Consider the following 13,866-nt stretch of genomic DNA (forward strand, 5'->3'; position numbering starts at 1 on the left):
AACGTCAGGCCGCGCCTCGCTCAGAACAACAGGAGGAAGCATCATGAAACAACTGACTGTCGCATTGGCGGTGGCCTGCGCCTCCGCCGGTGCCATGGCGCAGCAGGCCGGTGACAACGTGGCGACACTGGGCTGGTTCCACATCATGCCGCAGGACTCGAGCGGCAACCTCACCACCAGCGTGATCAACGCGCCGATCAATGACCCGCTGCGCTTGCCGGGCAGCTTTACCTCGCCCAACAGCGGGCTGCGCGTGAGCAATGCCAATACGCTGGGGCTGACGCTCACGCATTTCTTTACCGACAACGTTGCACTGACCACGATTGCTGGCGTGCCGCCTGAATTCAAGTTGACCGGGCATGGCGTGATCCGTGCGCCAGGGCCAGCGGGTGCACTCGGCCATGTCGACTTGGATGACCCGTCCAACCAGCCCGCTGTGCGCAAGGCGCGCCAGTGGAGCCCCGGGGTCATCGTGCAGTGGTACTTCGGGCACGCGCAATCCAAGTTCCGGCCGTTCGCGGGTGTGGGCGTGGTCTACAGCTTCTTCACCAACATCGAACTGAACCCAAACTTTGCGGCCGCGGTGAACCGTGAACTGGGTAGCGTGCTGGCGGCCGGCGCCGGCAAGCCGGGGCCGACGCACGTCGAGGGGAAATCGTCGTCGTCCTGGGCGCCCATCTTCAACCTGGGGGCGAGCTATGCGATCAACGAGCGCTGGGCATTGACGGCCACGGTGTCGTACATGCCGCTCAAGACGGAAGCGGCCACCGTCATCAAGGCGGCGGACGGCACCACGCTGGCTACCACCAAGACCACGCTGAAGGCCAATCCGATCATCACGTTCCTGGGCGTGTCGTACAAGTTTTAGCTGGGTATTGGCTGTCTGCGCCTGGCTAATTGGCGCGGCGCAAACCAAGCGGGAACCGGTTTGCGCCGCATTTTTAAGACGGTCTCTACCGTCAGTTCTAGTGAGGCAATAAATGAGCACACGTAAAGTCGTATCTCTTGCAGTTGCACTCGCACTTGCCACCGTAGCAGCCACCCCCGCACTTGCCGTCACCGTTTCGCGTGTCGATGGCCAGCCGATGAACCCGAACGGCGAGCCGTTCTCGGTCACCGGCCAGACCACGCTGTCCAAGGGCTCCATCAGCGCCAATTGCACAGCGACCTTCACGGGCACGATCACGCCGTCGGGCATCGTTAGTCTCACGTCCACATCGTTTACCGGCGGCGGGACGTGCGGCCTCATTACGGGAACGGCCAGCAGCGCGAACCCGTGGACGGGCCAGGCCGACAGCACCACCCAGCTGTCGATCAACAACGCGGCAGTCAATGTCTTCCTGCTGGGCGGCTGTGGCCCGAGCAAGGTCGTGACCGCGTGGAACGATCCGAACTCGTCGCTGACGTTCACCAACGCGCTGCTCACGCCGGACTGCACGGTGAGCGGCACCGTGGTGTCGTCGCCAAAATTTCATGTGCAGTAAGCGCGCGACCGGTTGACTGGCGGATGCGCAGCCGCCGTCGATCGGCATGAAGCCATGGGCCCGGCATGTCGGGCCTTGTGTGTTTTCAGGCAATACCCCTGCCGCAAATAGCGGCACCACGTGTGCGCCAGAAGTGGCATGATCCCGGCTCGCCGCTGCCAAGGGGCAGTGGTTTATTTCAGGAGCCAAGACATGCGTTTGTTCACCTCTGCTGCTGTGGCCGTTGCGATGGCCGCTTCGATTGGCGGAGTTCACGCCCAGACCGCGACGCCCGCCGCAACCTCCACCGCAGCCTCCACGCCTGCCGCCACACAACAACGTGCCCAAGTGCCCGGCTACTACCGCATGGCCCTCGGCGACGACGTTGTCACTGCGCTGTACGACGGCTACACCGATCTGCCCGCCAAGACGTTGCTCGGCCTCGACGCAAAATCGATGCAGAGCCTGCTGGCGCGGATGTTCGTGTCGAACACGCCGGGCATGCAGACGGCGGTGAATGGTTTCCTGATCGACACGGGCAGCCAGCGCATTCTGGTGGATACCGGTTCGGGCACGTGCTTTGGCCCGACCATGGGCGGCTTGGCCGGCAACGTGCGCGCCTCGGGTTACCAACCTGAACAGATCGATGCGGTGCTGCTCACGCATTTGCACCCCGACCACGCCTGCGGTTTGCTGACGCCGCAAGGGCAACCGGCGTTCCCGAACGCGCAGGTCTATGTGGCAGCACCGGAAGCCGATTTCTGGCTGAGCGAAACGATTGCTGCATCCAAGCCGAAGGACATGCAGCCGTTCTTCAAGATGGCGCGTGATTCCGTGGCGCCGTACGCGGCGGCCGGCAAGCTCAAGCAGTTCAAGCCGGGCGATGAGGTGGTCGCCGGTGTGCGATCGGTGGTCGCCAATGGCCACACGCCGGGGCATAGCGGTTATCTGTTCGCGTCCAAGGGGAAGAGCCTGCTGGTGTGGGGTGACCTCGTGCACAGCCATGCGGTTCAGTTCCAGCACCCCGAGGTTGCCTTCGAATACGACGTCAATCAGAAGCAGGCCGTCGCCTCGCGCCGCAAGCTGTTTAACGAAGCGGCGCAAGACAAGCTGTGGGTTGCCGGTGCGCATCTGCCATTCCCCGGCCTGGGCCACGTGCGCAAGGACGGCAAGGCCTTCGCGTGGGTGCCCATCGAGTACGGTCCGCTGCGTACCGACCGCGCAGACTGATGGGTTAGGCGCACCCCGGCTGCTGTTTCGTCTACGCGCCTACCAGGTGTCGATGAAGCGGCGCGTAGCCGGATCGCGCGCATGTCGCGGTGGCGCGGGCGGCACGGATTGCAGCCCGCGCAGCAGCCAGCGCCGCGTGTCGGCCGGATCGATCACGGCATCGATCTCCAGATAGCTCGCGATGTTCAGTGCGCGGCCTTCTTCGTACGCGGCGTCAACCATCTTTCGGAACAGTGCCTCGCGCGCGGCGGGGTCTTCCACGGCTTCCAGCTCCTTGCGGTAACCGAGGCGGATGGCGCCTTCGATGCCCATGCCGCCGAATTCGCCGCTCGGCCACGACGCCGTGAAAAACGGCGCGTGGAAGCCGCCTGCCGCCATGGCCATCGCGCCAAGCCCGTAGCCTTTGCGCAGCACCACGGTAAAGAAGGGCACGTGCAGGTTGCCTGCCGTGACGAACATGCGGCTGACGTGGCGCACGGTGGCCGTCTTTTCCGCCTCGGGGCCGACCATGAAGCCAGGCGTGTCGCACAGTGACACGATGGGCAAGTCGAACGCGTTACACAGCTGCATGAAGCGCGACGCCTTGTCCGCCGCTGCCGAATCGATGGCGCCGCCCAGATGGCGCGGGTTGTTGGCGATGCAGTCAAATGCGCGACCCTCAATGCGGATCAGCGCGGTAATGATGCCAATGCCGAAGGCCTGCCGCAGCTCGAGCACCGAGCCGGTGTCGGCCAGCGCCTCGGTCACGGCGCGCATGTCGTAGCTGCGCATGCGGTTTTCGGGAATGACGTGGCGCAGGTGGCGGCTGTCGACGGCGTCCCAATCGGCCAGCGGCCCCTGGAAGTAGCTCAGGTAGCGACGCGCAACGTCCACGGCCTCGGCTTCGTCTTCGACCAGCACGTCGATCACGCCGTTGGGTGCCTGTACGTTGACCGGGCCCACCTCTTCAGGCGCGTACACGCCAAGGCCGCCGCCTTCGATCATCGCCGGGCCACCCATGCCGATGGTCGCGCCGCGCGTGGCGATGATCACGTCCGCACAGCCGAGCAGTGCGGCGTTGCCGGCAAAGCAGCGGCCCGACACGATGCCGACCGTCGGCACCAGCCCTGACAGGCGCGCGAAGTGGATGAACGTCGGGCAGTCCAAGCCGCTTACGCCAAGCGTTTCGGTATCGCCCGGCCGGCCGCCGCCGCCTTCCGCAAACAGCACGACGGGCAGCTTCCATTTCTGCGCCAGTTCCAGCGCGCGGTCCGTCTTCTTGTGGTTGAACGTGCCTTGCGTGCCGGCCAGCACGGTGTAGTCGTACGCGAGCACCATGCAGCGCGCGTCCTGGTCGCCGAAGTGCGCTGCGTTGACCGTGCCGATGCCCGTGATGATGCCGTCAGCCGGCGTTGAGCGGATCAGGTCATCCAACGCCCGTCGCTGGCGTTGCGCGGCGATGGCGAGCGCGCCGTACTCGATGAACGAGCCGTCGTCGCACAGGTGGTCGATGTTTTCGCGTGCGGTGCGCTGGCCTGTCTTGCGGCGGCGCGCGACGGCCTCCGGCCGGTTTGCGTCGAGGCCGAAGGCGTGGCGGTCGATGACAGCCTGTAGGTCGGGGCGGATGTGATCGAGGTCGACATCGGTGCCGGTGGCGGCGGCATCCAGTTGGGTGTCGCTGCGCTCGAGCACCACCAGTGGCTGGCCCTCGCGCACCGTGGCGCCTGCGCGGGCACAGACTTGCCGCACCTGTCCTGCGGCCGGCGCGGTGATCACGTGCTCCATCTTCATCGCTTCCATCACGGCCAGCACGTCACCACGTGCCACGGTGGCACCCACTTCCGTGTTGATCTGGACCAGCGCGCCATCCATCGGGGCGGTGAGCAGTTCAGCGTTGCCGGGAAGCTCGTCGACCAACGATTCTGTCGGCGCGAGATCGGTGGCATCAGTGGACGCTGCATGCAAGGTCGGATGCGCTTCGCCATTGCCGTCAGCCAGTTCGGCCAGCTTCGCATCGAGGAATTGCGTGTGCACGGCGTTGGCCTGCACATCGGCATCGCGCAGCAGGTCTTGCAGCAAGCGCTTGTTGGTCGCCAACCCTTCGATGCGGAACTCGCACAGCGCGCGGTACGTTTGTGCCAGCGCTTGTGCATATGTGCCGCCCGGCGCGTGGACGATCAACTTGGCCAGCAATGAGTCGAAGCGTGGGTTGGGCCGGTAGCCGGCATAGCCGCAGGTGTCGACGCGCACGCCGGGGCCATTGGGCGGCTCGAATGCCGTCAGCACGCCGGTAGCGGGGTGGGGTTGGCCTGATGCATCGAGTGTCTCCGCATTGATGCGCACCTGAACTGCGTGGCCGCGCGGTGGAATTGGCTGAGCAAGCCCCAGTTCCGCGAGTGATGTGCCCTGTGCAAGCGCCAGTTGTGTCACCACCAGATCGACGCCGGTCACCATCTCCGTGACGGTGTGCTCGACCTGCACGCGCGGATTGGCCTCCATGAAGTAGAACCGGGCATGCGGCGTGCCAGCACCTTCCACCAGAAACTCGAACGTGCCGATGCCGCAGTAGCCTGCCGATTTGGCCAGCAAGACGGCGGCATCGGCGATCCGTGTACGCAGCGACTCGTCCAGCGCAGGGCTGGGCGCAATCTCGATCAGCTTCTGGTGACGGCGCTGCAAGCTGCATTCGCGTTCACCGAGGTGGGCGACGTTGCCGTGGGCATCCGCAACGATCTGGATTTCGATATGGCGTGGTGTCGGCACCAGCGCTTCCACGTACACATCGCCGGTACCGAACGCGGCGGTGGCTTCGGACACGCAGCGCGCATAGGCCTCGGCAATCGCCTGCGCATCGTGCACGGCGCGCATGCCGCGTCCGCCGCCGCCAGCAATCGCCTTGATCATCATGCCGTGCGAAGGCGGTAGCGCGGCAAAGAAGGCTTGCGCTTCCTCAAGCGTTGTCGCGCCACGCGTGCCGTTGACGATCGGAATGCCAGCCTCGTGTGCGAGTGCCTGTGCGCGTGCCTTGTCACCAAAGAGATCGAGCGCACACGGTGCAGGTCCGACAAACTGCACGCCGTGGTGCGCGCACTGGCGAGCGAAGGCCGCGTTCTCGCTCAGGAAACCGTAGCCGGGGTGGATGGCATCGGCGCCTACGGCACGTGCGGCTGCCAGGATGGCTTCACCGTCGAGATACGCGCGCGGGCCGGTGCCGGGCAGGGGCGCGGCTTCATCGGCGCGCAGTACGTGCAGCGCATCCCGGTCATCCTCGGAATAGACGGCGGCGCAGGGCAGGCCGACCGTAGCGGCCGCGCGGGCAATGCGGATGGCGATCTCGCCGCGATTGGCGATCAGCAGTTTGCGAAACGTCATGTCGGGCGATAGCTCGTGAGCTTGAGTTTGTATACCGCCCGGTAAGCATATTGAGGTGTTCCTTGATGCGTCAAGCATCCAAGGCTTTGATGCCCCGAAGATGCGTGCGCGCCACGGCGTGTTTGCGGGCGGCATGCGAAAATGTGTGACATGTCCTCCGTCCGCAAAACGGCCGCGTCCGCCGATCCTGACGTGCAATCGCCTGCTGAAACCGAAGCGCCCGCCACTGCAACGCGCCCCCATATCGCCGAGCGGCAGGAAGCCCGCCGCCGGCAGATTCTCGACACCGCCGCGCAGCTTTTCTACACCAAGGGCTACGCGGGCATGACGATGAGCGACCTGTGCAGTGCGCTCGGCGTGACCAAGCCGGCGGTGTACTACTACTTCACCGACAAGTACGAGATCTTCGACATCCTATGCCGGGAGGCCGCGCAGATCTGCCTGTCGGCCATTCGCGAGACGGCCGATCCGGCGTTGCCCGTACGTGAGCGCCTGCAAGCGTGTTTGCTGGAGATGGCGCGCCGCTGCATCGATTGTCATTACGCTGCCGCGCTCACCTACCGTGATCGGCAATACCTGCGGCCGGAAACGGTTGAGTGGCTGCACGGCATGTCGCGGGCGTACTACCGCGATCTGTATGCGCTGCTGGACGAGGGCAAGCGTGCCGGCGTGTTCGAGTTTGGCGATGCGCGTGTCGCCGCGCACTCGATGGGCGGTGTGATGGGGTTCATGTACACGTGGCACGACCCCTCGCGCATCGATGCCGGTGTGCTGGCGCACGAACTGTCGGGCGCCATGATGAAGATCATTCTGCCGGCTGCGCCCAGCCCGGCAGCTAAACCCGCGTCTTGAGCGCTGCGCCCGCCATCGTTTTCGGCAGCGCGGGCAGGCGGAAGACCTCCTGCGTCATCAAGTCGATACCGCAGTCCAGGGTTTCCACCCAATCGATAAAGCGGTTGACCATGGCCTTGCCCCGGAAGGCCTGGCCGTGCTGCGGCACGATCCATTCGACATCGAGCCCGCGCACCATCTGCGCCCACAGCCGGCACACGCGGTTGCCGCTCATGTAGCGGCGGTGGAACGGCGCCATCAGCGGCAGATGCGCGTCGAAGTCCTCCACGGGCTTGGCGGCCACGTTGGCATGCACCATCGACGCCCCCAGATCGCCCGAGAACAGGATGCGCGACACCGGATCGTAGAACTGGAAATTGCCCTCCGAGTGCAGAAAGTGCGCCGGCACCGCCAGCACATGCGACTGCCCCAGCGGAATGGCCATGCCCATATCCGGAATCGGCACGATGCGGCCTTCCGTCTTGCCCACGTTGCAGAAATGCGGCAGAAACCGCTCCCACACGCGCGAGATCAGGATGTCGCAGCTCGAACTCGTGAGCCAGCGCCCCGCCGATGCGACGATGTCCGGGTCCGCATGCGATGCCAGCACGTAGTCGAGCTGCTTGGGCGGAAAGTATTTGTTCATCGCCAGAAAGAGGGCGTTGTACGTCATCTGGCCACCCGGATCGATCAGCGCGCCGTGGCCGTGGTCGACCACGAGAAACTGATTGGTCTGCACCGGCAGATCGTCGTGATCGTCGACCAGATCGGAAAACATCAGGCAGACGTGGTCGGCGGATTCAAACAGGGTGGTGACCATGGGGGCTTGGGCGCAGGTTGGAATGCCGCGATGGTCGCGCAGCGCGGGCCGGCGTGACTTGATCCGGGTCAAGACAGATGGGGTGCTGCCTTGGCCTGGGTGAGGCGTTCATCCGTCCTGCGCCACGTCTCGCATGATAAAATCTTGATTTTTAACGCTTTGCGCGAGCCGCTAGCGGTCCTTTTTAGGATTTCCCGCCTGGGTCTGTCGCGCCACCATGCCACCCGGCATGCTGCCTCCCCATATGAACACTGCACCCATGACCGACGCGTCAGAAGCACCGGCTAACGACTCGGTGACATTCGACAGCTTCGGCCTGCATCCGGACGTCCTCCGCGCGCTGACCGAAAGCGGCTACACCAAGCCCACGCCCATCCAGGCTGCCGCCATTCCGGTGGTCACTGCCGGCCGCGACGTCATGGGCGCCGCGCAAACGGGCACCGGCAAGACCGCCGGCTTCTCGCTGCCGATCATCCACAACCTGCTGCCCGACGCCAATACGAGCGCGTCGCCGGCACGCCACCCGGTGCGGGCGCTGATTCTCACGCCCACGCGTGAGCTGGCCGACCAGGTGTACGACAACGTCGCCAAGTACGCGAAGTACACGGCGCTGCGTAGCGCCGTCGTGTTCGGCGGCGTCGACATGAACCCGCAGACCGAGCAACTACGCCGCGGCGTGGAAATCCTCGTCGCTACGCCGGGCCGTCTGCTCGACCACGTGCAACAGCGCAGCGTGAACCTGTCGCAGGTGCGCATGCTGGTGCTGGACGAAGCCGACCGTATGCTCGACATGGGCTTCCTGCCCGACCTGCAGCGCATCATCAACCTGCTGCCGGCGCATCGCCAGACGCTGTTGTTCTCGGCCACGTTCTCGCCCGAGATCAAGAAGCTGGCCTCCAGCTACCTGCGTCATCCGCAGACGATCGAGGTCGCGCGCAGCAACGCCACGGCAGAGAACGTCCGCCAGGTCATCTACACCGTACCGGACAACCACAAGCAGGCCGCGCTCGTGCACCTATTGAAGCAGCGTGCGGAGCAAGGCCTGCCGCGCCAGTGCATCGTGTTCTCCAACAGCAAGATCGGCTGCTCGCGCTTGGCGCGCGCGCTGGAGCGCGAAGGCATCAACGCCAACGCCATCCACGGCGACAAGACGCAGACCGAGCGCATGCAAACGCTCGAAGCCTTCAAGCAGGGCACCGTCGACGTGCTGGTCGCTACCGACGTGGCTGCGCGCGGTCTCGACATCTCGCAGATGCCGTGCGTGATCAACTTCGACCTACCGTTCAATGCGGAAGACTATGTGCACCGTATCGGCCGCACGGGCCGTGCCGGTGCGTCCGGTGATGCGCTGTCGCTGTTCGCGCCGGGCGATGAGCGTTTCCTGGCCGATATCGAAAAGCTGATCAAGCGCAACCTGCCGCGCGAGCAACTGGTCGACTTCGACCCGACCGGCGAGCAAGCCCGCGACCGTGAACGTCGTGAGCGCGATGAAAAGCGTGCCCGCGGTGAAGTCCGCCGCGCCCGCGAGCGCGATGAGCGCAATGGCGCCCGTGTGCTGGATCACACCATCGTGCGCCCGGCGTTCCGTCCGTCGGATGATCCATTCTTCAACCGACCGTACGAATCGACGGCGCCGGCGGATGCCTCTGATGCCAACAAGCCGGCGCAGCCGGCGGGTCATCCGCGCACGGCCAAGCGCCCGATTGCCGCACTCCTGGGTGGCGTGCCGCGCAAGCGCTAAGTCATTGCTGTTAAAACGGCGGCAGCTACGCCGCCGGGGTCAATTGCGCCAGGCGATTGGCCCACGCCGGGACGGCGTCCCGGTAGAACCCTTCCACATCGTCTGCACGAATGTCGAGCCCGAGGTGCCGCGCCGCTTCCGTCAGCGCGGCGAGCGGCTCATTGCGATTGACCGCGTGCGCGCCGGTCTGCTTGCTGAGCTTTTCACCCTCTGCATTCACCACCACGGGCACGTGCAGGTAACGCAGCGCGGGCAGTCCCAGCAACTGCTGCAGATAGATCTGACGCGGTGTTGAGTCGAGCAGATCCGACCCCCGCACGACATCTGTGATGCCCTGCGCGGCATCGTCTATTACCACCGCAATCTGATACGCCCACATGCCGTCGGCGCGCTTGAGCACGAAGTCGCCCACGGCTTCTGCCAGGTTCTGGCATTGCACGCCTTGCCAGCGGTCGTTGAAGCAGACCGTGGCGGCATCCGCCTCTGGTACGCGTACGCGCCAGGCGCGCGGCTGGCGGCCATGCAGGCCGCTGCGGCAGGTGCCAGGGTAGATGAGGGTTTGATGGCGGAGGCGGCCGTGGGCATCGATGGTGGTGACGGAGTCGGCAATCTCACGCCGCGTGCAGCCGCACGGATACAGCTTGCCGATGGCCTGCAGTTGCTCCAACGCGGTTTCGAAGCGCGGCAGGTGCGTGCTTTGCCACTGCGGTGCTTCGTCGGAAATCAGCCCGAGCGCTTCCAGCGATGCGAGGATGTCGCGATCTGCGCCCGGCACATTACGTTGGAAATCGATGTCTTCAATGCGCACGAGCCATGTGCCACCGTGCACGCGTGCATCGAGCCAGCTCGCCAGCGCAGTGACGAGCGAGCCAATGTGCAGCGGGCCGGTGGGCGAGGGCGCAAAGCGGCCGCGGTATGCGCCGCGTGGTAACGCAGCCGCGGTTTCCGAGGTATCAAGATTGGCTTGGGACAAGGCGAAGCTCCGGATGCCGATGTCGCTATTCTGCGGGATCGATGCGGTTACTGCATCAGCAGGGCTTGCACCAAGCGTGGATCATCGAGCTTGTCGACCCACCATTGCAGTGCCTTGCCACGCATGTTGCTTCGCCATGCCACTTGGAATGCGCCGGCGCGCTTGTCCTCGGTGGTTTCCTTGGCGATCAGCACGCCGGAATCGAGGTAAGGCTGCGCCAGCGGCACCGGCAGCCAGCCGCAGCCCAGGCCGCGGATCTGCGCCTGCACTTTGTCGGCCATGGAGGGCACCACCAACGTGTCCTGCCCGGCCAGGATGCCGACGGTGCGGGCAGGCAAATTGCGCGAGGTGTCTCCCACCGCAACGATGCGGTGCCGCGAGATCGCGCTGGCGGGAAGCGGCTCTTCCATGTGCGCAAGCGGATGATGTGCCGCCACCGCAAATACGAACGGAATGTTGCCCATCGAGCGCGTCTGGATGCCCTGCACCTGCATCACCTGGGCGGGCCCGAGCAGCAAGTCGGCGCGGCCAGAGAGCAGCGCGTCCCACGTGCCGGCCAGCACCTCGCGGCAGAAACGCAGGCGCGTGGCGGTGTTCTCGGCATAGAAATCCTGGATGACCGGCATGAGTGCGCGAAAGTGCACGAGGTCGTCCACCACGATGGTCAGCGTCGCCTCCCAACCGGTGGCCAGACGCTTGACGCGGCGGGCGAGGTCGTCGGCGGCCTGCAGCAGGTGGCGGCCTTCGTCGAGCAGCGCCCGACCGGCAGGCGTGAGTTCTGCGCGATGCCGACGGCGGTCAAACAGCAGCACGTCAAGGTCGTCTTCCAGCTTGCGCACCACATAGGTGAGCGCAGACGGGACCTTGCCGAGTTCGTGCGCGGCAGCGGCAAAGCTGCCTTTGCGTTCAATCGCGTCCAGGACTTCGAGGGATTCCAGCGAGAGCGCCATGTTCAGAATTTTTGATGGGATGAATCAAAGCCGTACCGCGTGAATATAGCGAATCCGCGTAACATCCGTCCATCAACGCAGTAATTTGGATAGGAGATTCATCAAAATGATTGAAATCCGCCCCTCTCAAGACCGCGGCTATGCAGACCACGGCTGGCTGAAGTCGTGTCACAGCTTCTCGTTTGCCGATTACATGGACCCGGAACACGTGCAGTTCGGGCCGTTGCGCGTCATCAACGAAGACCGCGTCGCCGCCGGCATGGGCTTTGGCACCCATGGCCACCGCGACATGGAAATCATCAGCTACGTGCTCGACGGCGAGCTGGCGCACAAGGACAGCATGGGCAACGGCAGCGTGCTGCGCACCGGCGACGTGCAACGCATGACGGCTGGGACTGGCGTGCGTCACTCCGAGTTCAACCACGCGCAGGACCAGACCACGCATTTCCTGCAGATCTGGGTGCTGCCCGCGCAATTGAACCTGACGCCCGGCTACGAAGAACGTCATTTCGACGAGGCCGCCAAGCGCGGCAAGCTCGCCTTGATCGCCAGCCCCGACGGGCGCGACGGCTCCGTCAAGGTGCATCAGGACATGGCGCTCTACGCCGGCAAGTTTGACGGCGCTGAAACTGCCACGTTGGCCATCGCTGAGGGCCGTCGCGCCTATGTGCACGTGGTGCGGGGCAAGCTGAGCGTCAACGGTCGCACCCTGGTTGGCGGTGATGCCGCCAAGCTCACCAGCGAAGCGGCGGTGACGCTCTCCGGCGGCGATGACAGCGAAGTGCTGGTCTTCGATTTGCCGTAATGTTGGCGGCGCACGATAGGTGCGCCGTTTTTCGTTTTTTGTTTTTCTGTTGTTTCCTGTCGTACTCCAACCCACAAGAGGATTCCCATGGCACGCGTTGCGATCGTTTATCACAGTGGTTATGGCCATACCAAGAAGCAGGCCGAGGCTGTCTTTGCCGGCGTGCAAGCCGCCGGCGCCGAAGCCCACCTGATCTCGGTGGCCGATGTCAATGACGGCACCTGGGAGGTGCTTGCCGGTGCTGACGCCATCGTCTTCGGTGCGCCGACCTACATGGGCGGTGTCTCGGGCGACTTCAAGAAATTTGCCGATGCCTCGTCCAAGGCATGGTTCACGGGCGCGTGGAAAGACAAGATCGCCGCTGGCTTCACGAACTCGGCGTCGATGAACGGCGACAAATTTTCGTCGATCCAGTACCTGTGGACGCTGTCGCAGCAGCACGGAATGATCTGGGTCGGCACGGGCATGATGCCGGCCAACAGCAAGGCGGCCACGCGCAACGACGTGAACTACCTGGGTGGGTTTGGTGGTGCGCTGTCGCAATCGCCGTCGGATGCGAGCCCGGAAGAGGGCCCGCTGCCCGGCGACCTGGAAACCGCCAAGCTGTTCGGCGAACGTGTTGTCGCCATCACCAACCAGTTCGTGCGCGGCCGTCAGTAAGAAGGTTGAGCGCCCAAGGAAAAACGCCGGCATGTCCGGCGTTTTTTCTTGGTGCGATGCGCGTTTAGAACCGCGTGCCCGCTCCGCAGAACACGCCCCGGTTCGAGCCGCCCGCACAACTCGTCGAGCAACCGCCCAATGCCGAAAGGCAGAGCGCGCTGACGAGGAGGGCGGTGGCGAAGCGCTTCATGCCGCGGCGCGGGTCTGGTGGCTCGCGCAGTGCGGGCAGCGCTGGCCGGGGATGTAATCGGGCGATTGCTGCTCTTCCGGCGTGACGACCGCGCGACAGGCGAAGCATTGCTTCGGCCCGGCTGGCAGCAGCTCAGGATTGAGTGCGGTGCGATGATCGAAGACGAAGCAATCGCCGTCGTAGTGGTCGCCCCCAACTTCTTCGAAGTACTTGAGGATGCCGCCTTCGAGCTGATACACGCGCTCGACGCCGATCTCCTGCATGTGGATCGCCGCCTTCTCGCAGCGGATGCCGCCGGTGCAGAACGACACCACCGTCTTGCCGGCAAAGTCGTCCTTGTGCGCGGCAATCGCGGGTGGGAATTCGGTGAACTTCTTGAGGTTGTATTCGACGACGTTCTTGAAGGTGCCGACCGCCACTTCGTAGTCATTGCGGGTGTCGAGCATCACCACCGGGCGGCCTTCGTCGTCGTGGCCCTGGTCGAGCCAACGTTTGAGATCGGGCGGCGCGACCGACGGCGCGCGGCCGTCTTCCGGGCGGATCAGCGGATGGCGCATGGTGATGATTTCTTTCTTCAGGCGCACCAGCAGGCGGCGGAACGGCTGGTGGTCGGACAAGCTTTCCTTGGGCGCCAGATCGGCAAAGCGCGCGTCGCTGCGCAGCCAGCCGACGATGCCGTCGATCGCCTCACGCGAGCCAGCCAGGAAGATGTTGATGCCCTCGGGTGCCAGCAGCACGGTGCCCTTGAGCTCGCGCGCCTGGCACTCGGCCAGCAGGGCGGGGCGCAGGGTCTCGCGGTCTTCGAGGGTGACGAATTTGTAAGCGGAAATATTGACGATCTGCATGTGCTGC

The 13,866-nt window shown here is 64.7% G+C and carries 12 protein-coding genes; 7 read left to right on the forward strand and 5 right to left on the reverse strand.

What is annotated here, in order from left to right; genetic code table 11:
• Positions 1-43 precede the first annotated feature (43 nt).
• The 3 genes from ACS7SF_RS15100 to ACS7SF_RS15110 all read left to right on the forward strand — a co-directional run bounded on the left by ACS7SF_RS15100 (position 44) and on the right by ACS7SF_RS15110 (position 2,693).
• Positions 44-868 (forward strand): OmpW/AlkL family protein, encoded by an 825-nt coding sequence (locus ACS7SF_RS15100; protein WP_439890526.1) that lies wholly within the window; start codon positions 44-46, stop codon positions 866-868.
• Positions 869-980: 112 nt separating this feature from the next.
• Positions 981-1,484: a hypothetical protein gene (locus tag ACS7SF_RS15105; protein ID WP_439890527.1), complete on the forward strand. Its 504-nt coding sequence runs from the start codon at positions 981-983 to the stop codon at positions 1,482-1,484.
• A 192-nt stretch (positions 1,485-1,676) separates the two neighbouring features.
• Positions 1,677-2,693, forward strand: a complete 1,017-nt coding sequence (locus ACS7SF_RS15110) for an MBL fold metallo-hydrolase (RefSeq protein WP_439890528.1) — start codon at positions 1,677-1,679, stop codon at positions 2,691-2,693.
• A 39-nt stretch (positions 2,694-2,732) separates the two neighbouring features.
• Here ACS7SF_RS15110 and ACS7SF_RS15115 read toward each other — a convergent pair whose 3' ends face one another.
• A complete protein-coding gene (locus ACS7SF_RS15115) occupies positions 2,733-6,044 on the reverse strand; it encodes a carboxyl transferase domain-containing protein (protein WP_439890529.1) in 3,312 nt (1,103 codons plus the stop codon).
• A gap of 150 nt (positions 6,045-6,194) precedes the next feature.
• Between ACS7SF_RS15115 and ACS7SF_RS15120 the strand changes: the two genes are divergently transcribed.
• Positions 6,195-6,896, forward strand: a complete 702-nt coding sequence (locus tag ACS7SF_RS15120; protein WP_439890530.1) for a TetR/AcrR family transcriptional regulator — start codon at positions 6,195-6,197, stop codon at positions 6,894-6,896.
• Here the strand turns inward: ACS7SF_RS15120 and ACS7SF_RS15125 are convergent.
• The gene (locus tag ACS7SF_RS15125; RefSeq protein ID WP_439890531.1) at positions 6,880-7,695 is read right to left on the reverse strand and encodes an MBL fold metallo-hydrolase; all 816 of its coding nucleotides are present in this window, start codon (positions 7,693-7,695) and stop codon (positions 6,880-6,882) included. The genes ACS7SF_RS15120 and ACS7SF_RS15125 overlap by 17 nt on opposite strands.
• Before the next feature lie 259 nt (positions 7,696-7,954).
• Between ACS7SF_RS15125 and ACS7SF_RS15130 the strand changes: the two genes are divergently transcribed.
• The gene (locus ACS7SF_RS15130) at positions 7,955-9,436 is read left to right on the forward strand and encodes a DEAD/DEAH box helicase (RefSeq protein WP_439890532.1); all 1,482 of its coding nucleotides are present in this window, start codon (positions 7,955-7,957) and stop codon (positions 9,434-9,436) included.
• A gap of 25 nt (positions 9,437-9,461) precedes the next feature.
• On the opposite strand, the gene gluQRS is transcribed toward ACS7SF_RS15130, so the two are convergent.
• Both gluQRS and ACS7SF_RS15140 read right to left on the reverse strand, forming a co-directional pair.
• The gene (gene gluQRS / locus ACS7SF_RS15135) at positions 9,462-10,409 is read right to left on the reverse strand and encodes a tRNA glutamyl-Q(34) synthetase GluQRS (RefSeq protein ID WP_439890533.1); all 948 of its coding nucleotides are present in this window, start codon (positions 10,407-10,409) and stop codon (positions 9,462-9,464) included.
• A gap of 47 nt (positions 10,410-10,456) precedes the next feature.
• The gene (locus ACS7SF_RS15140) at positions 10,457-11,359 is read right to left on the reverse strand and encodes a LysR substrate-binding domain-containing protein (RefSeq protein WP_439890534.1); all 903 of its coding nucleotides are present in this window, start codon (positions 11,357-11,359) and stop codon (positions 10,457-10,459) included.
• Positions 11,360-11,465: 106 nt separating this feature from the next.
• Between ACS7SF_RS15140 and ACS7SF_RS15145 the strand changes: the two genes are divergently transcribed.
• Positions 11,466-12,164: a pirin family protein gene (locus ACS7SF_RS15145; protein ID WP_439890535.1), complete on the forward strand. Its 699-nt coding sequence runs from the start codon at positions 11,466-11,468 to the stop codon at positions 12,162-12,164.
• Between the two features lie 87 nt (positions 12,165-12,251).
• The gene (locus tag ACS7SF_RS15150) at positions 12,252-12,824 is read left to right on the forward strand and encodes a flavodoxin family protein (protein WP_426397745.1); all 573 of its coding nucleotides are present in this window, start codon (positions 12,252-12,254) and stop codon (positions 12,822-12,824) included.
• Positions 12,825-13,010: 186 nt separating this feature from the next.
• On the opposite strand, the gene ACS7SF_RS15155 is transcribed toward ACS7SF_RS15150, so the two are convergent.
• Complete coding sequence (locus ACS7SF_RS15155; protein WP_439890536.1) at positions 13,011-13,859, reverse strand: sulfurtransferase; 849 nt, start codon at positions 13,857-13,859, stop codon at positions 13,011-13,013.
• Between the last annotated feature and the right edge of the window lie 7 nt (positions 13,860-13,866).

The sequence above is a fragment of the Ralstonia sp. 25C genome (genome assembly GCF_051904805.1).
GTDB lineage: Bacteria > Pseudomonadota > Gammaproteobacteria > Burkholderiales > Burkholderiaceae > Ralstonia.